Here is a 23,970-nt window from a genome sequence, read left to right as displayed (position 1 = left end):
CTAATTTAGAAAGCCTCTCGGGGATCTGATGTTATTATTAATTAATAACTGCTTGCAAAATAATTTGTAGGAGTTATTAATTGGTCGATCACATGAACGATTCCGTTTTTAGTTTCAATATCACTTTCAATGATATTTGCACCTCCAACATCTACGCTTTGTCCATTCATTTCGGTATTTATCTTAATCGATTCATCTTCAGAAACGGTAATTACCTGAGAACTATTAAATTGATTTTTAAGGACTTTTTCTGGCACTATATAATGTTTTACAAATTCTACCAGTTTCATCTTGTTATCTGGATTGGTTAATTTAGATAGCTTTTCTACTTCCATCTCCCCAAATGCCTCGTTGGTTGGCATAAAAATGGTAAATCCATCTGCATATTCTACAGAAGTATCTAACCCAGATGCTTCTAAAAATTCAAGAAATATTGAAAAATCACTTTCTTGTTTTGCTAATTCTACGGCTGTGTAATTTTTAGTATCTGCTAGATCATCGAAGTATTCACTGTCTTGAGCGAATGAAATTGCGGTAAATAATCCAATTAGCATAGATAAAATTAAACTCTTCTTTTTCATAATTTTCATTTTTGTTTTTTCGAAAATTACTAAAGAAATATACTGAAGACAAGCAGTTTAAACTTAGTTTATAGAAGGTTTAACGAGTTTGTTAAAAAACAAAACCCACCCTTAATTTGATTAAGGATGGGAAAAAAATTGCTATGAAAAAGAAAAATTATCACTAAAAGTCTTAGTGAGAATCAAATATATAAATTTTTTCTTAAAATGAAGATTCTAAGAAAACATATCTTTAACTTTTTCAAAAAATGACTTATCACTTTTTTCGGGATTCGGCTGAAAGTTCTCGTCAGTAGCCATCTTCTCGAAAAATTCTTTTTGTTCTTTAGTTAAGGTTTTTGGTGTCCAAACATTTACATGAACAAGTAAATCTCCTTTACCATATCCATTTAAACTACTTACGCCTTTACCTCTAAGTCTTAAAATCTTACCAGATTGCACACCCGGCTCGATCTTAATTCTCACTTTACCGTTTACGGTTTGGATTTCCTTAGAAGCTCCAAGTGCTGCTTCAGAAATACTTACATAAAGATCATAATGTAAATTATCTCCCTCTCTTTGTAAGCTTTCATGCGCTTTTTCTTCGATAGCTACCAAAAGATCTCCCGGAATTCCGTTTCCAGGCGCTTCGTTTCCTTTACCTGAAACTTTTAACTGCATCCCATCTTCTACCCCTGCAGGTATTTTGATAGATACGGTCTCTTCCTGAACTTTTAATCCCTGCGCATCTGCATCTGCAGGCTTTTGATCGATCATTTGCCCACTACCACCACAGGTTGTGCATGGTGAAGCAGTTTGCATTCTACCTAAAATAGTATTAGTCACACGAGTTACCTGCCCAGTACCATTACATGTAGAACAGGTTTTGTATGTGGTTCCTGAAGCCTGAACTTTACGTTTTACTTTGATCTTCTTCTCTACTCCGTTAGCGATCTCTTCTAAGGTTAAAGAAACACGAATCCTAAGGTTACTTCCTTTTGCACGACGCTGACCGCCGCCACCAAAGCCACCGAAACCTGAGAATCCGCCGCCAAAGCCGCCTCCAAAGATATCACCAAACTGACTGAATATGTCATCCATATTCATGCCACCGCCACCACCAAAGCCGCCTCCTTCGAAGGCCTGATGTCCAAAACGATCGTATTTGGCTCTTTTTTCTTCGTTTCCTAATACTTCGTAAGCTTCCGCTGCTTTTTTAAATTTATTCTCGGCTTCTGAATCCCCAGGATTTTTATCTGGGTGATATTTGATCGCCATCTTTCGATAGGCTTTCTTAATTTCAGCTGCCGAAGCACCTTTGCTTATACCTAATATTTCGTAATAATCCTCTTTCATGGTTTAGTTTGCTTTTTAAAAGTTGTACTCCTTACTTACCAGTAACAACCTTTGGATAACGAATAATACGTTCTCCTAATTTATATCCTCGCTCTACTACATCTACGATCTTACCTTTAAGATCCTCTGTAGGAGCAGGAATTTGCGTAATTGCCTCATGAATATCAGCATCAAAAGTATCTCCACTTTCAACTTCTACTGGTTCTAAACCTTTATTTTTAAGAGTCTCGCTAAACTTAGTATGTATTAGCTCTACTCCTTTTAAAAGGTTTTTATCTTCAGTTTTTCTAATTTCAACTAAAGCCCTGTCAAAATCATCTAAAACTGGCAACATAGCAAGCATAACTTCCTGGTTGGCAGTTTTAAATAACTCGATGCGTTCTTTAGAAGTTCGCTTTTTATAATTCTCAAATTCAGCAAAAAGACGCAAGAATTTATCTTTTTCCTTTTGAAGGTCTTCTTTAAGTTGATCACTTTCTGAAACCTCTTCATCTGCTTGCTCTTTATCCTCAGGCATTTCAGCTTTCTCTTTTTCTACCTCATCGATTGCCTTATCGATATTTTCTTCTACCTGATCTTTTACAGAATCCTGATTTTTATCGTTAGCTTTCTTTGTCATTGTCTTATATCAATTTTTTGATGCTTTAGCATAGTCAAATTTATTGCCAAGCCTAGCGTTGTGTCAAAATGTCACCGATTATTTTTAATATTATTTTAGTACAAAAAAATATATTTCATATTACATTTGTCGCTCAACCAAATTGCAAAAAAACTAAATTTCAACAAGATGAAAAAAAACATTTTAAAAGGATTTATGGCATTAAGCCTTATCGTAGGTTTAGGAAGTTGTAAAAATAACAGCGGTCACGAAAGCGAAGCTGAAGATGCTAAAGAAGTTGCTGAAGCTACAGCAGAGTCTATGGAATACGTTGTAGATACTACAGCTTCTACAATTAGCTGGATTGGTAAAAAACCTGCAGGACAACACACAGGAACAATAAAAGTTTCTGAAGGTTCTTTTATGGCTAATGATAGTGTAGTAGAAAGTGGTGATTTTACTATCGACATGATGTCTATCGAAGTTACAGATCTTGAAGGTGATGACAAGAAAAGTCTTGAAGCTCACTTAATGGGAACTGTAGAAGGTAAAGAAGGAGATTTCTTCAATGTAAACGAATATCCTGAAGCTACTTTCGAAGTAACTGGAATTTCTGAAGAAGAAGGTGAAATGATGTTATCTGGTAACCTTACTATTAAAGAAGAAACTAAGAACATTTCTTTCCCTGTATCTATCAACAAAACTGATGACAGTTACGAAATTTCTAGTGAAGAATTTACTATCGATCGTACCAACTGGAACGTAAACTACGGGTCTAAATCTGTATTTGATAGTTTAGGTGATAACTTTATCTACGACGATATCACTTTAAAATTAGATATCAAAGCGACTAAAAAAGCTTAATTCATTTTTTAATGGATACGAAAAAAGCCGGCTAATCGCCGGCTTTTTTTATTTTCAATAATTACAAAGTCTTATAATAAATCTTCCAACGCAGGTTTTAGATGAACATATTCAAAATGATAACCTTGCTCTTCAATTTTCTTACTACTTACCAACTGGCTCGATAATAAAAGTGTCGACATTTCACCAAAAGCGGCTTTAAGCGCAAACTTAGGAACATTAGGTAACCAAAGAGGTTTTCCTAATTGATTAGCAACTTCTTTAGTCATTTCTTTATTAGTAACAGGGTTTGGTGCTACTCCATTATATGTACCCTCTAACTGATTTTCTAAAACGTGTAGAAAAATTTGAGTAAGGTCTTTAATATGAATCCAGGATTGCCATTGCTTTCCACTACCAAGAGGTGCACCGATATTAAAATTAACCGGTTCTTTTAATTTCTCTAACATTCCTCCATTTTCAGCCATCACCAGGCCAATCCTGATTTTCGATACTTTAAGACCTAAATCTTTGAAATTATTTACCGCACTTTCCCATTTCACCACAACCTTCCCCACAAAAGAATCGTCTACGCTTTTTTCGTCTTCAAAATAAAGCTTTTGCAAGCTACTTGGATAAACACCAATTGCACTTGCAGAGATAAATTGCTTGATCTGGTGATCGTTCTTAGATAAAGTATCAAACAACAGGTTGGTACTTTCTACCCTGCTATTTAAGATCTTTCGTTTATTTTCACTCGTCCAACGTTGTGCAATGCTTGCGCCCACAAGGTTAATGACCGCATCTACATTCTCTATCGCTCGCGTATCGATCTCCTTGTTTTGAGGATCCCATAAAAAACCTCGATAATGATCTTTATGCTGAATTTTATCTTTGCTTGTGGTAAGATAATTTACATCTATGCCTTTTTCGTGGCATAATGCTGAAATTTTTGACCCAATTAGTCCGGTTGCTCCAGTAATTAATACCCGCATTTTTTTCTTTTGAAGATAAGTCTAAAGTAGGTTCTGGATATTTTTTTTAGCGAGGTTTAACAGCTGTAGAACCTATTTTTTAACTGCTCTTAACATTTCTCTTTTTCCCGGTGGGCCAGGCAGTCGCTCTACGGTAAACCCAACAGCCTGCATCGCTCTTCTCACACTTCCTTTCGCGGCATAAGTAACTAAAACACCATTGACCTTTAAAGAATTATACATTTTAAGAAAGATATCTTCTGTCCATAATTCTGGTTGAACTCGTGCACCAAAAGCATCAAAATAAATAAGATCGAAAGTATCTTGATCCTCGATCTCCTGAAAAGTTTTCTCCTGTTTCTTTAAACTGAAATTAGATGTTATAGCAGCAGATTTTTCCCAATCTATTTGATGCATTTTATTAAAAACAGCTTCTGCAGTATCAAAATCGGGTAACACTGAAGCATAATCTAAAACTTCTAATTCTTCAGGTTTAACAGGATAGGCTTCAACACCTGTATAATCTATTTTAACCGTGCTTCCGTAGAAAGCGGTAAGCAAAGCATTTAAACCGGTTCCAAATCCAATCTCCAAAATAGAAAGTTCAAATTTATCAAATTCAGCAATTGTAAAATCCAGACCCATTTTTATAAACACATGCATTGCTTCTTGTAAAGCACCATGCTTAGAATGGTATTGCTCATTCCACTCGGGAATATGAATCGTAGCCGAACCGTCACCGGTGTTAATGATCTTTCGTTCCAAAAATTATTGTTTTAAAAGTACGCCGTTAGCTAAAAATGCAAGTTCTTGCTTTGGCTCTGTAATAGCTGCGATCTCCTCTTCAGATTTCCCGGCATCTTCGGCAAAATGCTTTTGGTCTTCTACAGATACTTCTTTAAGAAAAGCTTTTCCTTCAACTACCACTTCTTTTCCTTCGATGTCTTTAGGCACAAAAAAGCCGTAGTCTTTAAATTTTACGCTTACGTCTTCATCCCCAGGTATCTCCAAATTCATCCAACAGCCTTTCATTTTACAAACCGAATTTACGGTAGAAACAAAACTGGTAGAAATAGTGTCGCCAGGCTTCAAACTTTCGTAACGCTCGGCTATAGTTGCAGCATCTAAAGCACCTTCTGCAGCGATCTCTTCTCCAAAAGAAGCATAGGCCATATCTTTATTGCTAGTTTCAGCTTCTTCTGTTTTTACTGTTTCTTCTTCTTTATTTTCTTCGGAATTCTTGCAGCTTAAAAGCGCGCAGCATAATAATGCTGAATACATTATTTTTTTCATGGTTAATTTTGATTGATTATTGCTTGTATTTCCCAAAATTACCAAAACTTTAGATTTTAAATTTACTTTTATTTAGGTAAATTTGAATCTCTTAAATAACACACAATGGAAAACATCGCAACGAAAGTAAAAATCACAAAAACATCTACTTCTAAATTATCTGAAACAGATTTTAGCAACCTTACCTTTGGTAAAGTCTACACCGATCATATGATGGTTTGTGATTATAAGGATGGTTCCTGGCAAACTCCTGAAATTGTTCCTTACGGACCTTTACAGATGTACCCTTCAGCAAAAGTATTTCATTACGGACAGGCTGTTTTCGAAGGAATGAAAGCGTATAAAGACGACGAGGATAAAATTTGGCTTTTTAGACCAGAACAAAACTTTGAGCGTATAAATAAATCGAGCAAACGTCTTGCTATTCCAGAATTTCCTAAAGGTCATTTTTTTAACGGACTGGAAGAATTACTAAAATTAGACAGTGAGTGGATCCAAAAAGGTTTTGGAAACTCAATGTACATTCGTCCTTTTGTGATCGCTACTGAAGCTGGTGTATCTGCATCTCCTTCTACCGAATATAAATTTATGATCTTATGTTCTCCTGCGCAATCTTATTATAGCGGAGAAGTTAGAGTAAAAATTTCTGAAGATTATAGCCGTGCTGCAGATGGTGGTGTTGGATATGCAAAAGCTGCCGGAAATTACGGTGCTCAGTTTTTCCCAACAGATATCGCTAAAAGTGAAGGTTTCCAGCAAATTATCTGGACAGACGCCAATACACACGAATATCTGGAAGAAGCGGGTACAATGAACGTTTTCTTTAGAATTGGAGATAAATTAGTGACCGCTCCTACTAGCGACAGAATACTAGATGGTGTTACCAGAAAAAGTATTATCGATCTTGCTAAAGATGCTAATATTGACGTAGAGATTAGAAGAATAACGGTTTCTGAAATTATCGAAGCTGCTAAGGCTGGCGATCTAAAAGAAATTTTTGGATCTGGTACAGCTACCGTGGTAACTCCAATCCTAGGATTTGGATATAAAGGTGAGAAATACGAATTGCCAACGATCGAAGATTCCTGGTCAAAATCTTTTAAAGACAGATTACTAAAGATTCAATATAACCAGGCAGAAGATAAATTTGGTTGGAGACACGAGGTGAAATAAAAACCTCTTTAAATCATAGAAAAATGCGCTGATCTTCAGCGCATTTTTTGTTTCATAAAAGTTCTTTCTTTAACAAAGGCTACATATTTGTATTGAAAAAAATTACATATGTTTGTTTGCTGCTGTGCGATCACTTTCGCTAATTAAAACAGCAAAAAAATTGGATACTTTTAGGTCTGTCACAAATTGACTTCAGAAAAAAAGACCTTAAAAAACCTCGAATATCGAGTTAATAGAATTTGGGTTGAGATACAGTGTACTTATATTATTTTTTTACTGTTTTTCAGTATCTGCTCAAAACGACAGTTTACAGCGATTTCCTGTTCGTGATTCTATCCAAATGGCTAAGGATCGTGATTTTTATAAACAACTTCAGGAAAAAACAAAGAATAGTAAGTTTACCAGGATGCTTTACGATCTGATGTTCGATCCTGTAAATCCTGCAGATTCTAAAACTGCTACCAAAAAGATCGAAAAGCAATTACAACGTGATTTTTCAAAATACCAGGGGAAAACTATACGTGAAATTCATATTACTTCTTTAGATCCTTTTGGTTATAGTGAAAAAGATACCGCTGTAAAACCCACACAAAAAATTCAGAAAATAGGCAATGTGTTGCATGCCCGTACCAAAGAATTTACCGTTAAGGGTTTGTTGTTGGTAAAAGAAAATTCTAAAATGGATTCGCTGGAAGTTTTAGAATCTGAACGTGTTTTAAGAGCTCAAAATTATATTCGAAGAACTTTAATACGCCCTGTTCTTGTAGAGGACGATCCTAATGCGGTAGACCTTTATGTCTATGTATTAGATAGCTGGAGTATATCTGCAGATGGTAATATTTCTAGCCGAAAAGGGGAATTAAGAATTCGAGAATATAATAGTTTTGGCCTGGGCCATCGTACTACTTTAGCTTATAAAAAAGGTTATAAAGATGAAATTGGCACCGGGTATACTGTGGGGTATCGTGCCCAGAATTTATTCAACACCTATATTAATGCTGAATTTTTAAGAGATCTGGATGTTGATGACACCTATGAAAATTTTGCAAGTATTGATAGGGATTTTTACTCGCCTTATGCTCGATGGGCAGGACAGGTAAGTGTAAGAGAAACCCTTTACGAAGAACAAATTTATCATGAAGACCTGGACACCCTTTTAAGGGAACCGTTAAATTTTCGAGATTTTAATGTCTGGGGTGGTTATGCAATTCCCATTGCAAATAAAGATTCTGAAGAAAAATTACCAACCAACCTTATTCTAGCCGGTCGCTACACCAATAGAAACTACCTGGATAGGCCTGGAGAGCATATCGACTCGGTAGCTTATTTCTCGAACACCAATGTTTTACTTGGATCTGTTGGAGTTAGAAATATAAATTATACCAGGGATCGCTATATTTTTAGAAATGGGGATATTGAAGATATTGCGCTTGGTCACAGTTATTTTATAAACTCCGGTATTCAGCGAAACTCAGATAATCAGAATTATTTTTATCTGGGAGTAGATCTTACTTATTCAGATTATATTAAAAATTTTGGCTACCTGGCAACTAATATTGGCTATGGTAGTTATTTTTTAGAAAAGGAAGCCAGACAGTCGCTCTTCAGATTAGAAAACACTTATTTTTCACCTATTTTTAGAATAGGAAGCTGGTTCTTCAGGCAGTTCGTAAAATCGAATATCGTAGTTGGTATCAATCGCAAAGATTTTATTAGAGACAGGATCACTTTAAATGACCAGTATGGTATTTATGGTTTTGACACGCACGAGGTATTTGGAACCAGGAAATTCGTCTTTAATTTTCAAACGCAATCTTATGTTCCTTTTAGTTGGCTGGGTTTTAGGATGAGTCCGTTTGTAAATTTCGATCTTGGATTTATAGGCTCAGAACCACGACCATTTTTCAGCAATGATCTTTATACCAAATTCGGACTTGGTTTTATTATTAGTAACGATTATTTTGTTTTCGACAATATTCGTTTATCCTTTGCGATTTTCCCAAATATGCCGGGTAGAGGTCGCAACGTTTTAGATTTTAATGTGAATACAGATAATCAATTCAACTTAGAACAATACCGTTACGAACCTCCGCATATCTTAGAATATCGATAAATTATTTATCTAAGATCTCTCTAATATTAGGTTTAAAATAATTTGGCCCCTTTAAAACTTTACCGTCTTCTCTATAAATTGGTTTTCCATCGGCGCCTAACTTGTTCATATTACTACGCTGAATTTCGTCAAAAACCTCTTCGATTTTATGTTGCATGCCATGCTCGATAATTGTTCCGCATAAAATATAAAGCATATCGCCTAATGCATCGGCAACTTCAACAAGATCATTATTTTGCGCAGCTTCTAAATATTCCTCGTTTTCTTCTTTCATTAATTCAAATCTCAATTTGTTTTTTGCCTCTCCTAAACTCGCCAGTGGCTGCTCACTTACTCCTAATCCAAATGCATTATGAAATTGCGTAACCGCATCAATTCTTTTTTTCATTACTTTCTTCGCTTATTCGTTTAAATTTGCATAAAAATAGACAAAATGTTTAGCACAGGACAATGGGTATTTGCCGGCCTTTTTTTAGTAACATTTATAATTGTTATGATCTTTATGTATAGAAAAGATCTAAAACTACATCGCAAATACTATAAGAACAGTATTTATGTGTTAATTGGCTTTATTGCCTTTATCCTATTATTATTTGTAATTAAGGTATATTTAAAATAAAAGCTTATATTCTATTTACTATATTAGCGATAATCGTGATTCCCTAAGCCCATGAAGATTTTTAAATATTTACTTTTTTTAATTCTTATTGTACTTATTGGCGGTTCTATTTATGTAGCAACCAAAGACGGAAATTATAAATTTGAGGAATCTCAGGTTTTTAATGCCCCGCAGGAAATTGTTTTTAAGGAAGTAAATAATTTTGAAAACTGGGAATTTTGGGATCCCTGGAACCAGGATTCAGAAAACGTGATCACAAATTATGGTGATACGGTACAGGGTGAGAATGCCAGCTATTTAATAGAAAGTGACGAAGATGGCGATATTAAAATCGAAACAATAGAAGCTAAGCCATTTACAGATATAACGCAAAAGATCACTTTACCACATACTTTTACAAATGCGACCAGCAAAATGTATTGGATATTTGAAAGCCTGGAAAATGGGCAGACAAATGTAACCTGGGGTATGGAAGGCAAGCAAAGCTTTAAAGAAAAACTTTCCTTTCTTTTATCTGAAGCGTCCTTAACAGAGATTATGCGCCCTAAATTAGAAAAAGGACTTAACATGATGCAAGAGGTGATCACTAATAAAATGAATGAGTATAGCATAAGCGTCGATGGAGTTGTAAATCATGGCGGCGGTTACTATATGTATACTACAACCGCAAGCAAAATTTCTCAGGTTAGCGAAAAAATGCAACCAATGATCACCCAGGTTTCTAATTTTATGGAAGCACAGAATATTGAAAAACTTGGCAATCCAATAGTCCTTTATAATGAATGGAACGAATCGAATGGATCTGCGATTTTCTCTGCTGGTTATTTTACACCAAGTGAAGTGATTACACCACTAGACGCAGATGTTCTAAACGGTAGTATGCCAAACCAAAAGGTTTTAAAAACTGTTCTGAAAGGAAAATACGATAATTTTGAAGAAGCCTGGAATAAAGCCTACCAATATATTGAGGAAAACGGCTTAGAGGTGAATCAGGAGACTAAACCATTTGAGGTCTATCTTACCAATCCAGAGGAAACTCCAAACCCGGCAAACTGGGTAACCAATATTTACATTCCTGTATTATAATATTGTATATTTTAAGTACTCATTTTATTTATTACGGAAGATTAATCCTGAAATTCTTATGAAGAAATTTCGAGTTGATTTTATTTCGATTTTGACCAATTTCGATATTATTTTTTAGAAACATCTTAGATCTTCACTAGTTAGAAATCTTCACCAAAAAAATAGGATCCAGAGCGGTCAACGGTTTGACAATTACAATTGATATCCATTTCACTTCTGATTGATTTTCCTCTTTTTAACTGAAAATCTACTGATTTTCAGTTAAATTATAATCGACTTTAGATTTTATTTCTTCGGAATTAAAATTTTAAGAAATTATATAGTTAAAATTGTCATTATACTTTCAATTTGAAGGAATAAGCGTTTAAAAACTTTCTACCGAAAACTTCGATTTTCACTTTTTAATTATTCACCCCACAACATTTAGGGGGTAATTTTCTGATATTCACATTTCTTTAGGTATAACCCCTACTTTTTTAACTTTATTTAAGAATTTTTAATACTTTTAAATCACTAAACCTGAAATTCTTATGAAGAAAATTGAAGCTATTATCAGAAAGTCAAAATTTGACGAAGTAAAAAAAGCCTTGCACAGCTCTGAGGTTGTCTTTTTTACGTACTGGGATGTTACAGGTGTCGGAAACGAGAAACAAGGCCATGTATATCGTGGGGTGTCTTACAGCACTACAGATATTCAAAGGCGAAAATTATCGATTATCGTTTCGGACGAATTCCTGGACAAAACTGTAAATGCCATTTTAGAATCTGCCTACACAGGTTCTGTTGGTGATGGTAAAATATTCGTTTCTACGATAGACGAAGCTTACCGTATACGTACAAAAGAAAAAGGGACAGATTCCCTTAAATAATTAACTAACATTGAAATAACGAAATTATTATGGAAACAGATGCTGTATTAGATTTAATGTGGATTGTGATTTGTGGAATCCTGGTGTTCTTTATGCAGGCAGGATTTACACTTGTCGAGGCTGGATTTACGCGAGCAAAAAACACCTCGAACATTATCATGAAAAACCTCATGGACCTTTCTGTAGGTTCTTTAGCTTTTTGGGCTATTGGGTATACTATTATGTATGGAGATTCTATTGGTAGTTTTATTGGAACACCTAGTTTATTTTATGATGTTCGTGAAGACATGCATAACTTATTCTTCCAAACAGTATTTTGTGCTACAGCAGCCACCATCGTATCTGGTGCTATTGCAGAAAGAACAAAATTCTCTACTTATTTAATCTTCTCTTTATTATTAACTACTATTATTTATCCAATCTCTGGTCACTGGGTGTGGCAAGGTGATGGTTGGCTAACCGGATTAGGATTTATTGATTTCGCTGGTTCTACAGTTGTTCACTCTGTTGGTGGATGGGCTGCTCTTGTAGCTGCTGCTTTAGTAGGCCCTCGTATTGGTAAATATACAGATGGTAAGTCTAACGCACTTCCTGGTCATAACATGCTTTACGGTGCACTTGGGGTTTTTATCCTTTGGTTAGGATGGTTTGGCTTTAACCCGGGATCTGAACTTGCGATCTCTGGAGATAGCGCAAACAACGTTGCTGGTATTGTAATCACTACAAACCTCGCTGCTGCAGCAGGAGCTGTTGTTGCATTATTCCTTACCTGGATAAGATATGGTAAAGCCGATATTTCTATGACACTTAACGGTGCATTGGCTGGTCTTGTAGGTATCACTGCAGGATGTGCTGCTGTAGACCCTATGGGTGCTTTTATCATCGGGATCGTATCTGGTATTGTAGTAGTATTTTCTATCGAATTTATTGACAAAGTACTTAAGATCGATGATCCAGTTGGAGCCATTTCTGTTCACGGTGTAGTTGGTGCTGTAGGTACTTTACTTGTAGGAGTTTTTGCTACAGATGGCGGACTTCTTTACGGAGGCGGATTTGGACAGCTTGGAGTACAGGCTATAGGTGTGGTTGCAATTGGCGGATGGGCTATGATCACAACTTTTATAGTACTTTCTATTCTTAAAGCAGTAATGGGATTAAGAGTTACCGAGAAAGAAGAACTTGATGGATTAGATATCCACGAGCATGGTATCGATTCTTACCCAGAATTTGGTAGAGATAAATAAGAACTTCTCTTCCATTATCAAAACATAACAAGCACACACGTTTACTATTACAGTCTGAAAAATAAAAAAGGAGCACTTGGCGGAGTGCTCCTAAACTATGAATTTTTCTTACTGCTTACTATTAATTCATTTTTTGTCGAACAAACTAAATCATGTAAACATGTCAAAATTCACTTTTGCAAATATCCGACTTTTTGTAGTATTTTCAATCATAGCCTTATTAAATCTAGATGTACAGGCTCAGGAAGATGACGAAAGTCCTTTTAGTATCTCAGGTACTGTAGATGCTTATTTCAGAACCAATTTTAACGGATTAAACAAAACAGAGTACGATGCCAATGAGGATCCAATGTATTATGCTGCGGCTCCTGCTACATCTTTTGCTAACGACCCAGGATTTGCGATTGGGATGGCCAATGTAATTATGGGATACGAAGGTGATAAAGTTGGTTTCGTGGCCGATCTTGTTTTTGGTCCTCGCGGTGAAGATGCCGTATTCTTATCAACTGGTTCTGCTGCGATCGTAAACCAATTATATGTTTACTATAACCTTAGCGATAATGTAAGATTAACCTTTGGTAATTTTAATACTTTCCTTGGTTACGAGGTTATTTCTCCTGCAGCTAACTTTAACTATTCTACTTCTTATATGTTTTCCTATGGACCATTTTCTCATACAGGTTTAAAGGCAGATTTTACCATAGATGAAAACTGGAGTGCGATGTTGGCAGTAATGAATCCAACAGATTATACTGAATTTAACCCGGTTGGGAAGTATACTTTTGGTGGACAATTAGGATATGCTAATGACGCTGGTAGTGCTTACTTAAACTTAATTTATGGAGAACAGTGGTTATCTGATGATGCGTTATTTCAAGTTGATCTAACCACAGGATGGGATCTTAGCGATACCTTCTATTTAGGATTTAATGGTACATACCAAACTACAGATGGCGAAGGATTTGCTGGTGCTGCTATCTATCCTCAGTTGAGTACTTCAGATAGCTTTGCTATTGGTTTAAGAGCTGAATATTTTAACGAATTATCAGATGGCGAAGGTCTAGTTTATGGAGCAGATGCTAATACAACAGCTTTTACATTAACCGGAAGCTATACTTATGGAAATCTAATGATAAAACCAGAACTAAGATTAGACAGCGTAGATGGTGCTGCGCCATTTGTGGATTCAGACCTTATGATGCAGGATAATTTATCATCATTTTTAGTTGCAGCGATTTACTCATTCTAACAATCAAAAATCGACAACTAGCTAACCAATTTTTTAATTAAATGCATAATAAACCTATCTCCTTATATTCTCAAATTCTTATTATGCACCTGTCTGTGATACTTATTTAGCATAAGTTTTTACTCCTGCTGTTATAGCCGCATCAAGGTTATTTTCAGCAGGAGGAACAGGACAGGAATATCCACCGCTATAAGCGCAATATGGATTATAAGCCTGATTAAAATCTAAAGTGATCGTTTTAACTCCTTCTTCAGGAATTCTTAGATCTATATATCTTCCTCCCCCATACGTACTTTTACCATTGGTTAGATCTGTAAAAGGTAAAAAAAGATAATCATAATATTGTGGATCGTTTTTTAAAGACTGACTTTGATAAACAGCTAATTTTTGTTTTTCACCTTTTAAGGTAAAATATAAGTCGGCATATTTTACATAAACTGGCTGTCTATCTGAAGATGTTTGCATTCTAAATGTAGTTTCATACGGAGTTCTTACAAATTCAGCTTCGACTGTAAATGAAGTATCGATCTCAAAGAAGTCATGCCCAGTGAAGGCTAGGCGATCTTCCACAGATAAAGGTGATTCTTCTGGATCCTTGTACTCTTCGTTTAAATGTTTCTGAAATTCCTTAATCTTTTCAACCTTTTCTTTATCGGCATTTTGCCCAAAATTCAGAAAAGAAATAAATAAAAATATAAAGCTGGAAATGTAGGTTTTCATTGATAATTTTCTATTATACTAATTGGTTTGTGTAGCTTCTGCTTCTTCAGTATCTTTTTCAGAATCAAAAATAATATATTTTGCTTCCCCACCGTATTCTTCAATGAGCAGGTTAAACTCGGTACTCATTTGCAAATCCAAAATACCTTCTAAACCATATATTTTTTCAAACTCTTTATAACCGGTCTTCAGCAAATCTTCAAGGTATAACATGGCAGTTTCAGCATCACCATCGTGACCTGCAAGCTCGATAATACTCAAATAACCTTCTGGAGCCTCTTTATCTGTAATGGTTTTTAAGATCGAAACAAAGATCTTTGCGTCGATAGCAGCATTAGAGGCTATTACATTTTTATAATTTCCATCTACAAGATCCTTTAAGTAACCTTCCAGACGATAAGCCATATTTCTTTCAATAAGATTTTTTTGTTGCTGCCCCGCATTTAAATTATCTACCTGCTCTGCCCACCAGCCAATGTTTTCAAAATTGGTAGTAAAAATATCCATTTCCAGGAAATGTGCATAATCTTCTTTTTGAAAAGCTTCCTCCTCTTTTACATCATACCATTTTCTACGCTGCTGTTTAAATTCTCTATTCCTTCTAATACTTCGTTTTAATTCTTTTAACTGGTCATCAAAACGATCAAAATCATCAAATTTATCTTCAGCTTTTTTCACCTGTAGAAATGCAATATAATAAGAACCGTTTCTCGCTAAATCCTTAATAGTTTTAATTTCATTCTGAAAAACCGTATTGATGATCGTATCATTTTTTGGTCTTTCCCCATTTTGCATAGCTTCAAGAGTAAATTTTGATACGGCATTGTTCAATGTGTAGGTATCTGGCCAGGATATTGGCCCACCCTCATAATAATTCACTTCTGTAGGAAAATCTTCACCATACAGGTAATCTACAACATCGAGCATCCCAAATCTTGAATAATCCCTTGTTCCCATTATTGCTGAAAAAACATAAGGTTTCTTTCGGTTTTCGATAAATTTTCCGTTAATCCAGGTTTTATTGATCGCTAAAACACCAGAAACCCTTTCGTTGATAAGCGGCAAAGCTGAAGCGATTTCGGCTCCCTTATTGATACCGGCGATATACAATAAATTAGGATCTACTTTAATGGTTCGATAAAAACCATTCATAAACTGAACTGATTTTAAAATATCATCTTGTAAAGAATCGCTTTCAATTTTCTGATTGCTCGCGGCAATCACATAATTTTGATCTTCTGCAGTTTGCCTAAACAGTTGTACCGCTTCTCTTCCGTTCCCGTCTGGATCTAATACAAAAATTACAGGAGCTGGTTTCTCCATATTATATGACTGCGGAAGATATACTGCATAAGTTGCATCTGTAGAATCGCTAATTCTTACATTATCGGTTACATTACCTTTTTGCAATCTTATTTCCTGAGCTAAAACAACTGAAGAGCATAGCAATGCAAAAAAGCAGATAAGAGTTTGTTTATACATAGGTGTATTCAATTTTTTTAGTATCACGAAAATTTAATATATCCTCATAACTAAGGAGCAAATTAAAACTTGTCTCTTTTTAGTAAACTGCCGCACGGCAAGCCTCAAAATATTTATTCTCGATTATCTAGTAAATATACTTTGTTTTTAAATTGAAAGCATAAAAAAAGCCTTCACTTACGTGAAAGCTTAAATCCTTTGCATATGCAAATTCTATTCCCTTTTTATTCTCTGTAGTCTTAGTTTCTTTTCTGGGAAGAAAAACTTAGCCATTAAAGAAATAATAAACAGGTCTGCTGTTATAAGACACGCTACACGAATCACTTCAATACCAGCAAAACGCAATCCTGTAAACCCAACTAGACCGGTAATTACTGCTAAAACTAAGAACAACACTGTATACTTCTTCATAATCTTTTTCTTTTTTTTCAAAGATACGACCAGATCACTAATAATTTTATTAAAGAAAATCCAATTTACCTAAATTTAACTAAGAGGTGTGTATATTTTAATATCTGTTAATTTTCGGCGTTTTAGGTTCTGGTTTTTAGTAAAATTTTACACTTGTTAGAACTCTAAGACTAAAGTATCTTTGGCAAACTAAATTTACAGGATTGCAAAAAGGACATTCTCATAATTATTTTGGATCATATCGCGACTTTTGGTGGAATAAAGGTTTTCTGGATCTTACAGCAGAACGTTTAGAACTTCATCGCTATTCTAATATGTTAGATGTAGGTTGCGGGCAAGGTCACTGGACAAAAACACTGGCTCCATACTTGGCTCATGACTCTAAAATAACTGCCATCGATAATGATGAAAATTGGTTTGAAAGTAATGCTGAATTAGAACATCACTTCAAATTATCGAAAATCGACTTCAGTTTAAAATATGGTGATGCTGAGAATATTCCTTTTGAAAATGAAACTTTCGATTTTGTAACCTGCCAAACGGTTTTAATTCATCTTAAAAATCCGAAGAAAGCACTAGAGGAAATGACGAGAGTGCTTAAACCAAACGGACTTTTACTTTGTGTGGAACCTAACAATATCGTACAAACACTTACTAAAAATTCTATTTCTCAGAACGATAGTATCGAAGAAACTCTAGATCATATAAAGTATCGCTTAATTATCGAAAAAGGGAAAAAGAAACTTGGCGAGGGTGATAATTCGCTGGGAGATCTTTTACCGGGATGGTTTGCTTCAGAATCACTTAAAGATATTCAGGTGAGACTTTCAGATAAAGCGATTGCAATGTATCCACCTTATGATAATAAAGAGCAAATAGCAACGCTTAAGCAATGGATGCAGGGAAGCGCCTGGAAATCTGAAACTCGTAAAGATATCGATTACTTCAACGCTGCAGGCGAAAAATACATGCCGTTTTACTTCGAATACCAGGAAAAATACGATACTCGCTCAGATCATATCATGGGCGCCGTACAGCGTGAACAATATCACGCCGCAGGTGGTTCTTTGATGTATTTGGTAAGCGGAATTAAGTAGTTTTTCGATTCCGTACCGGGGCGTGTTCAATCACGTTCGATAAAATGATATGCGTTTTTGTTTCGCCATAAGTGATTAGCTTATCGATAAAAACCTCTAAATGTCCCTGATCCTGAAAAATAACCTCCATGATAATATTTTCGTTTCCGGTAATTCTATAGCAATTGATCACCTCTTTAAATTCGGTTACTTTTTCCAGGAAGGGTTTTAAACGCCCCATAAAAGCACGCAAAGTGATGATCGCTTTTAGGTGATGTCCTGTTTTTTGATAAGACACTTCGGTCTTGTATCCTTTAATGATACCGGCATCTTCCATTTTCTTAACACGCTCTGCCACTGCCGGAGAACTTAAACCTACTTTTCGGCCAATTTCAGAGAAGGAAAGTCGGGCGTTTTCCTGAAGTGATTCTAATATCGCCCAGTTCAATTTATCTACATTCATATTTAAAATAAATACTTTAAATATATTTAATATTTAAATCAAATTTACAGATTAGCCTTAATTTTTAAATATAACTTGACTGAATTCTAGGTAATTTTATAAATGAAATTCCCCCTTTATGAAAGCTTATCAGTTGCCAGTTTATAAAAAAGCATTAGAAATCTTTAAAATTTCGAGTGCTGTTTCATCTTATTTTTCTGACAATAAAAATATTCTTGAAATGGATATTTCTACTGTCCCTGCGCATAACTATGCAGGACGCCTGGTGACCGAAAGTTTACAGCTTGCCCCGGGAATTGCAGGCGTGGTAACCGCTCGCTCAAAAGAAATTCAGCTTAAACGTATTGAAAAAATACGAAAAGCGGCAAAAAGAATTAAATCTAATTGCCGCAATATTGAAATCACCGGAATCAAAGAAACCGAATTTTTAGATTTACTTCGTCGTGAAATTCATCATTTTGAGCACTTAATTTCAGATTGGTTACACCAAAACCAAAAGAACTAAAGCTGAAAATCTTCAGTAAAAAAAGCTAATTTTATCCCCTGGATCAACATATTGGTTCCAATAATGGCAATGATCAACCCCATGATCTTCTCGATCACTACGATCTTGTTTTGCCCAATAAATCTAACCAGGTAATCACTAGAGATAAACGCCAGGTGATTTAACCACATTATTAGCCCAAACATTACCAGGATCACCAATAACTCTAAATAACCGGCATTGGTCGTATAGTTCATCGCGGTGACGATAGAACCAGGCCCAGCAAGAATTGGTATCGCTAATGGCGAGGTAGAAATTCCTTCGTTAAAGTTAATTTCGCTTTGGTTATCGATACTGGCTTCCTGCGCTCTTATCATTTCGAAACCAACAAAAAATATAAGAAGACCTCCAGTAATTTTAAAGGCAGGAATCGTTAAACCAAAAAGGCTAAAGATATATTTACCTAAGATCACGAAACCAGAAACTATAATAAAGGCGGTAAAAGTCGCCTTTTTCGAAATATTCTTTCGGGTTTTACGATCGGCCTGTTTTGTTAGACTTATAAAAACAGGAATATTTCCTATAGGACTATTTATTGCAAAAAAACCGGTAAAAACCGCAATCGCAAATAACCAAACGTTTTCCATGACTGCCAGATCCTTTAAAAATTATACTGAAAACTCATTTTAAAAAGCCGGCAAAATTAGATTGGAATTATCGATTTACAAACAAAAAAATCATCTTTTTTCTACATAGAAAAAAGATGATTTTTACTGTTGATTTTCAATGTATTTACTTCAATTTTAAATACACTATTTTAATTTCAAAAGCCTTACATATTTCTTCGGTATTGCCCACCAACTTCGAACATCGCGTTGGTTATTTGGCCAAGACTACACACCTTTGTAGCTTCCATTAAAACTTCAAAAATGTTTTCGTTTTGTACTGCTGCTTTTTTGATCGCTTCTAAAGCTTCTTCTGCTTTGGTTTCTTTCGCGGTATGCAGCGTTTCTAAAGTTTTGATCTGGTTCTGCTTTTCATCCTCTGTCGCTCTTATTACTTCACCAGGAGTAACTGTTGGAGAGCCTGTAGAACTTAAAAATGTATTTACCCCGATAATTGGATAATCACCATTATGCTTCAGCGTTTCGTAATACAGACTTTCTTCCTGAATTTGTCCACGTTGATACATCGTTTCCATTGCACCAAGCACTCCGCCTCTTTCAGTAATCCTATCAAATTCGGCATAAACAGCTTCCTCTACCAAATCAGTTAGTTCTTCAATAATAAATGAACCCTGAATTGGATTTTCATTTTTCGCTAAACCAAGTTCCTTATTGATAATTAACTGAATCGCCATGGCACGTCTCACTGAAGCTTCGGTTGGTGTAGTAATTGCCTCATCGTAAGCATTAGTGTGTAACGAATTACAGTTGTCGTAGATCGCATATAATGCCTGAAGCGTCGTTCTTATATCATTAAAATCGATTTCCTGCGCATGCAAAGATCGCCCTGAAGTCTGTATATGATATTTAAGCATTTGCGCTCTTGGATTCGCTTCGTACTTATTTTTTAAAGCTTTAGACCAAATTTTTCTTGCAACGCGACCAATCACAGCATATTCTGGATCTACACCGTTACTGAAGAAAAACGATAAATTAGGTCCAAATTTATTGATATCCATTCCGCGGCTTAAGTAATATTCCACGTATGTGAAACCATTTGCTAAGGTAAATGCTAACTGCGTGATTGGATTCGCCCCAGCTTCAGCAATATGATATCCTGAAATCGAAACCGAATAAAAATTCCTAACCTTCTCTTTGATAAAATATTCCTGAACATCCCCCATTAAACGCAAGGCATATTCCGTAGAGAAAATACAGGTATTTTGCGCCTGATCTTCTTTTAAAATATCGGCCTGCACTGTCCCGCGAACCGATGCCAGGGTATTGATCTTAATTTCCTGATAGGTTTCCTGCGGAAGAATCTGGTCTCCGGTTAAACCTAACAGCATTAAACCTAAACCATCGTTCCCTTCAGGAAGTTCTCCTTTGTAAGTTGGTCGCTCGATATTATTATCGTCGTAAAGCTCTTTTAATTTTGCTTCAACTTTATCTTCTAAAGTATGCTCTTTAATATACTTTTCACATTGCTGATCGATCGCCGCATTCATAAAGAATCCAAGCAGCATAGGCGCTGGCCCATTAATCGTCATACTCACTGAAGTATACGGATGTGCCAAATCGAAACCAGAATATAATTTCTTAGCATCATCTAAACAGCAAATTGAAACTCCGGCGTTACCTATTTTCCCATAAATATCGGGACGATGATCGGGATCGTTACCATAAAGGGTAACCGAATCGAAAGCGGTAGATAAACGTTTAGCCGGCAAACCTAAACTTACATAATGAAACCTTCTATTGGTTCGTTCTGGCCCACCTTCACCTGCAAACATTCGGGTTGGATCTTCACCCTGTCTTTTAAACGGATACAATCCTGAAGTATAAGGAAATTCTCCCGGCACATTTTCCTGAAGACTCCACTCGAGAATATCACCCCAGGCCGAATATTTTGGCAAAGCAACTTTTGGGATCTGCGTATGCGAAAGTGACTCGGTATGCGTTTCGATCTTAATCTCTTTATCACGAACTTTAAACGAGTAAATTGGCTCGGTATATTTATTCACTTTCTCCTGCCAACCCAGGATAATTTCCCAGTTATAAGGATCTAAATCCATCTTTACACGATCGAATTCTTTAAAAAGCAATCCTAAAAATTCGTGATTATCAGCTTGCTGATCGTCTAAAAATTCTTCCTGTACGAGTCCGTTTTTATCTAAATGCGCACTATATTTTTCTTCGGAAATATTCGCAACACTCAATATGGTTTTATAAATACCGAAGAGTTTTTGTGCAATATCGGCCTGCTTTATTGCTGTTTCGTTATAAGAGCGATTATTATCTGCAATTTCAGAAAGGTAACGAGTTCGTTTTGGCGGAATCACAAAAATCTTCTCGCTCATTTCTCGAGTCACTTCAAAAGTAGATTCTAATTTCGAAGCTGTTTTCTCATCGATCTTATCCATGATCTTGCGATATAACGTATTCATACCGGGATCATTAAATTGGGAAGCAATCGTTCCAAAAACCGGAAGTTTTTCAGCATCCTCATGCCATAATTGATGATTTCGCTGGTATTGCTTTTTAACATCGCGTAAAGCATCCTGCGCACCACGCTTGTCGAATTTATTGATCGCAACCAGATCTGCAAAATCTAACATATCGATCTTCTCTAACTGAGTTGCCGCTCCAAATTCCGGAGTCATTACATATAAAGACACATCTGAATGATCCATAATTTCGGTATCAGATTGCCCAATTCCAGAAGTTTCTAAAACAATAAGATCGTATTCAGCTTTTTTCAAAACCTCAACAGCTTCCTGTACATATTTTGATAAAGCTAAATTGCTTTGTCGCGTAGCCAGCGAGCGCATATATACACGAGGATGATTTATTGCATTCATTCGAATACGATCACCAAGCAAAGCGCCACCGGTTTTCTTTTTAGAAGGATCTACAGAAACGATCCCAATTTGTTTATCTGGGAAATCACTTAAAAATCGTCGAACCAGTTCATCTACCAAACTCGATTTACCGGCACCACCAGTTCCTGTAATTCCTAAAACAGGAATATTCTTTTCAGTTTCTGGAACGGCATCAAAATGCGTTTTAAATTCATCATGCTTATTTTCAGCAAGAGAAATTAAACGAGAAATAGTATTTATTTTCTTCGATTTTAGGTCTTCTTCAATATTGGTATTTTCTGGCAACGAAGGCACTTCCTCATCTACCGTTTTCACCAAATCATTGATCATTCCCTGCAAACCTAACTCTCTTCCATCATCGGGCGCGTAAATTCGGGTTATCCCGTATTCCTGTAGTTCTTTAATTTCTTCAGGAAGAATTACTCCACCTCCACCACCAAAAATCTTAATTTGCCCGGCATTTTTTTCCTGAAGCAAATCGTACATATATTTAAAATACTCGGTATGCCCGCCCTGGTAACTGGTCATTGCAATAGCGTGAGCATCTTCTTGTATCGCGCAGTTCACTACCTCTTCTACACTACGATCGTGGCCAAGATGAATCACCTCTACCCCGGTCGCCTGGATTATACGACGCATTATATTTATGGCAGCATCGTGCCCATCAAAAAGGGAAGCTGCGGTTACAATTCTTATTTTATGTTTAGGTAAATACGGAGTCTGTTGTTCCATTTTCAATAAAGAGTGAAATTATGAGTGGCAATTTACGAAAATTGTAAATAATTTTTGATTATTCTGAAAAAAGCATAAATCTGAATTCTCGTTGGTTCAGTTAAAGTGATTAAACTAATTTTATTCTTCATCAGGCTTTGATTTTTGAAGCATTAATACTGAAAAACATGGCGAAGGTTACTTTACTGATCAATTGTAAAGATAAAAGCGGGATTATCGCAACGGTTACTAATTTTTTCCACGAGAGAAATGGAAATATCGTTTATATCGACCAGTATGTGGATACTGAAAATGGTATTTTCTTTATGCGTTTAGAAAATGAATTTTCTTTGGAATTTGATATTGTAAAAGTTAGAGCAGATTTTGAAAAAGAGATCGCTAAAACCTACAATATGAACTGGAAGCTTTTTGCTGAAGAACGTGTCTTAAAAATGGCCATTTTCGTCTCTAAGTACGATCATTGTTTGTATGATATTTTGGGAAGATATAAAGCTGGGGAATTAGGCGTTGAAATTCCGTTTATTCTTAGCAATCATAAAGACCTCGAACCCATCGCCAAAGCTTTTGGTATTCCGTTTTATCATGTTCCTGTCACCAAAGACACTAAAGTTGAAGCCGAAGCAAAGCAATTAGAGCTTTTGCAAGAATTTGAAGTTGATTTTATCGTATTGGCGCGCTATATGCAAATCATTTCAGATAAAATGATTAGCGAATATCCTAACAATATTATTAATATCCACCACTCATTTTTACCGGCATTTGCCGGAGCAAAACCTTATCATTCGGCTTATAAACGCGGAGTAAAAATTATTGGAGCTACCTGCCATTATGTTACCGCCGAATTGGATGCCGGCCCAATTATCGAACAGGATATTACAAGAATTTCGCATTCGCACTCAATAAAAGATCTCATTCTTAAAGGCCGAGATCTGGAAAAAATCGTCTTTAGCCGCGGAATAAAACTTCATATTCAACGAAAAACAATGGTATTTAATAATAAGACGATCATCTTTACATAAAAAAAGCGCCCAAATTGGGCGCTTTTTATTTTCATTCTGAATCCTCAATCTGAAGGATT

23 protein-coding genes are annotated in these 23,970 nt (G+C 35.7%); 10 read left to right on the top strand and 13 right to left on the bottom strand.

Annotated elements, in window-relative coordinates; translation table 11 throughout:
• Positions 1 to 41: 41 nt before the first annotated feature.
• The 3 genes from BM201_RS08690 to BM201_RS08680 all read right to left on the bottom strand — a co-directional run bounded on the left by BM201_RS08690 (position 42) and on the right by BM201_RS08680 (position 2,535).
• A complete protein-coding gene (locus BM201_RS08690; RefSeq protein WP_175487012.1) occupies positions 42 to 581 on the bottom strand; it encodes a fasciclin domain-containing protein in 540 nt (179 codons plus the stop codon).
• Between the two features lie 216 nt (positions 582 to 797).
• Positions 798 to 1,916: a molecular chaperone DnaJ gene (gene dnaJ / locus BM201_RS08685; protein ID WP_092541684.1), complete on the bottom strand. Its 1,119-nt coding sequence runs from the start codon at positions 1,914 to 1,916 to the stop codon at positions 798 to 800.
• A 31-nt stretch (positions 1,917 to 1,947) separates the two neighbouring features.
• On the bottom strand, positions 1,948 to 2,535 hold the full coding sequence (locus BM201_RS08680) for a nucleotide exchange factor GrpE (protein WP_092541682.1): 588 nt from the start codon (positions 2,533 to 2,535) through the stop codon (positions 1,948 to 1,950).
• A gap of 168 nt (positions 2,536 to 2,703) precedes the next feature.
• On the opposite strand from BM201_RS08680, the gene BM201_RS08675 reads away from it, so the two are divergent.
• On the top strand, positions 2,704 to 3,378 hold the full coding sequence (locus tag BM201_RS08675; RefSeq protein ID WP_175487011.1) for a YceI family protein: 675 nt from the start codon (positions 2,704 to 2,706) through the stop codon (positions 3,376 to 3,378).
• 71 nt (positions 3,379 to 3,449) lie between these two features.
• Here the strand turns inward: BM201_RS08675 and BM201_RS08670 are convergent, their stop codons facing one another.
• From BM201_RS08670 to BM201_RS08660, 3 genes are all read right to left on the bottom strand, one after another.
• Entirely contained in the window at positions 3,450 to 4,352 is a 903-nt protein-coding gene (locus BM201_RS08670) for a TIGR01777 family oxidoreductase (RefSeq protein ID WP_092541678.1), read from the bottom strand.
• A 72-nt stretch (positions 4,353 to 4,424) separates the two neighbouring features.
• Complete coding sequence (gene mnmD, locus BM201_RS08665) at positions 4,425 to 5,096, bottom strand: tRNA (5-methylaminomethyl-2-thiouridine)(34)-methyltransferase MnmC2 (RefSeq protein ID WP_092541676.1); 672 nt, start codon at positions 5,094 to 5,096, stop codon at positions 4,425 to 4,427.
• Positions 5,097 to 5,099: 3 nt separating this feature from the next.
• Positions 5,100 to 5,624, bottom strand: coding sequence for a DUF4920 domain-containing protein (locus BM201_RS08660; RefSeq protein WP_092541674.1), 525 nt, complete (start codon positions 5,622 to 5,624; stop codon positions 5,100 to 5,102).
• Between the two features lie 105 nt (positions 5,625 to 5,729).
• Between BM201_RS08660 and BM201_RS08655 the strand changes: the two genes are divergently transcribed.
• Together BM201_RS08655 and BM201_RS08650 are read left to right on the top strand one after the other, a co-directional pair.
• The gene (locus BM201_RS08655) at positions 5,730 to 6,797 is read left to right on the top strand and encodes a branched-chain amino acid aminotransferase (RefSeq protein WP_092541672.1); all 1,068 of its coding nucleotides are present in this window, start codon (positions 5,730 to 5,732) and stop codon (positions 6,795 to 6,797) included.
• A gap of 244 nt (positions 6,798 to 7,041) precedes the next feature.
• Positions 7,042 to 8,910: a BamA/TamA family outer membrane protein gene (locus BM201_RS08650; protein ID WP_139219173.1), complete on the top strand. Its 1,869-nt coding sequence runs from the start codon at positions 7,042 to 7,044 to the stop codon at positions 8,908 to 8,910.
• 1 nt (position 8,911) lies between these two features.
• Here BM201_RS08650 and BM201_RS08645 read toward each other — a convergent pair whose 3' ends face one another.
• Positions 8,912 to 9,298 (bottom strand): pyrophosphohydrolase domain-containing protein, encoded by a 387-nt coding sequence (locus BM201_RS08645; RefSeq protein WP_092541668.1) that lies wholly within the window; start codon positions 9,296 to 9,298, stop codon positions 8,912 to 8,914.
• 282 nt (positions 9,299 to 9,580) lie between these two features.
• On the opposite strand from BM201_RS08645, the gene BM201_RS08635 reads away from it, so the two are divergent.
• The 4 genes from BM201_RS08635 to BM201_RS08620 all read left to right on the top strand — a co-directional run bounded on the left by BM201_RS08635 (position 9,581) and on the right by BM201_RS08620 (position 13,977).
• The gene (locus BM201_RS08635; protein WP_092541664.1) at positions 9,581 to 10,615 is read left to right on the top strand and encodes an SRPBCC family protein; all 1,035 of its coding nucleotides are present in this window, start codon (positions 9,581 to 9,583) and stop codon (positions 10,613 to 10,615) included.
• A 530-nt stretch (positions 10,616 to 11,145) separates the two neighbouring features.
• Positions 11,146 to 11,484 (top strand): P-II family nitrogen regulator, encoded by a 339-nt coding sequence (locus BM201_RS08630; RefSeq protein WP_092541662.1) that lies wholly within the window; start codon positions 11,146 to 11,148, stop codon positions 11,482 to 11,484.
• A gap of 29 nt (positions 11,485 to 11,513) precedes the next feature.
• On the top strand, positions 11,514 to 12,728 hold the full coding sequence (locus BM201_RS08625) for an ammonium transporter (protein ID WP_092541660.1): 1,215 nt from the start codon (positions 11,514 to 11,516) through the stop codon (positions 12,726 to 12,728).
• A gap of 160 nt (positions 12,729 to 12,888) precedes the next feature.
• Positions 12,889 to 13,977, top strand: a complete 1,089-nt coding sequence (locus BM201_RS08620; RefSeq protein WP_092541658.1) for an outer membrane beta-barrel protein — start codon at positions 12,889 to 12,891, stop codon at positions 13,975 to 13,977.
• Between the two features lie 102 nt (positions 13,978 to 14,079).
• Here BM201_RS08620 and BM201_RS08615 read toward each other — a convergent pair whose 3' ends face one another.
• The 3 genes from BM201_RS08615 to BM201_RS08605 all read right to left on the bottom strand — a co-directional run bounded on the left by BM201_RS08615 (position 14,080) and on the right by BM201_RS08605 (position 16,590).
• Entirely contained in the window at positions 14,080 to 14,697 is a 618-nt protein-coding gene (locus BM201_RS08615; protein ID WP_092541656.1) for a DUF1684 domain-containing protein, read from the bottom strand.
• Between the two features lie 18 nt (positions 14,698 to 14,715).
• Entirely contained in the window at positions 14,716 to 16,179 is a 1,464-nt protein-coding gene (locus BM201_RS08610; RefSeq protein ID WP_092541654.1) for a hypothetical protein, read from the bottom strand.
• A gap of 213 nt (positions 16,180 to 16,392) precedes the next feature.
• Positions 16,393 to 16,590, bottom strand: a complete 198-nt coding sequence (locus BM201_RS08605; protein WP_092542313.1) for a DUF1328 domain-containing protein — start codon at positions 16,588 to 16,590, stop codon at positions 16,393 to 16,395.
• A 203-nt stretch (positions 16,591 to 16,793) separates the two neighbouring features.
• Between BM201_RS08605 and BM201_RS08600 the strand changes: the two genes are divergently transcribed.
• On the top strand, positions 16,794 to 17,687 hold the full coding sequence (locus BM201_RS08600; RefSeq protein ID WP_092541652.1) for a class I SAM-dependent methyltransferase: 894 nt from the start codon (positions 16,794 to 16,796) through the stop codon (positions 17,685 to 17,687).
• Here the strand turns inward: BM201_RS08600 and BM201_RS08595 are convergent.
• A complete protein-coding gene (locus tag BM201_RS08595; RefSeq protein WP_092541650.1) occupies positions 17,680 to 18,129 on the bottom strand; it encodes an Lrp/AsnC family transcriptional regulator in 450 nt (149 codons plus the stop codon). The genes BM201_RS08600 and BM201_RS08595 overlap by 8 nt on opposite strands.
• Positions 18,130 to 18,247: 118 nt before the next feature.
• On the opposite strand from BM201_RS08595, the gene BM201_RS08590 reads away from it, so the two are divergent.
• Positions 18,248 to 18,634, top strand: coding sequence for a hypothetical protein (locus BM201_RS08590; protein WP_092541648.1), 387 nt, complete (start codon positions 18,248 to 18,250; stop codon positions 18,632 to 18,634).
• Here the strand turns inward: BM201_RS08590 and BM201_RS08585 are convergent.
• Entirely contained in the window at positions 18,631 to 19,260 is a 630-nt protein-coding gene (locus BM201_RS08585) for a MarC family protein (protein ID WP_092541646.1), read from the bottom strand. The genes BM201_RS08590 and BM201_RS08585 overlap by 4 nt on opposite strands.
• Positions 19,261 to 19,445: 185 nt before the next feature.
• Entirely contained in the window at positions 19,446 to 22,892 is a 3,447-nt protein-coding gene (locus BM201_RS08580) for a methylmalonyl-CoA mutase family protein (RefSeq protein ID WP_092542311.1), read from the bottom strand.
• 167 nt (positions 22,893 to 23,059) lie between these two features.
• Here BM201_RS08580 and purU point away from each other — a divergent pair, with 167 nt between their 5' ends.
• A complete protein-coding gene (purU, locus tag BM201_RS08575; RefSeq protein WP_092541644.1) occupies positions 23,060 to 23,911 on the top strand; it encodes a formyltetrahydrofolate deformylase in 852 nt (283 codons plus the stop codon).
• Positions 23,912 to 23,970: the final 59 nt, after the last annotated feature.

The organism is Zunongwangia mangrovi (assembly GCF_900112105.1).
GTDB lineage: Bacteria > Bacteroidota > Bacteroidia > Flavobacteriales > Flavobacteriaceae > Zunongwangia > Zunongwangia mangrovi.
The sequence above is the reverse complement of the archived record's forward strand: the minus strand, read 5'-3'. Positions and strand labels throughout refer to the sequence as shown.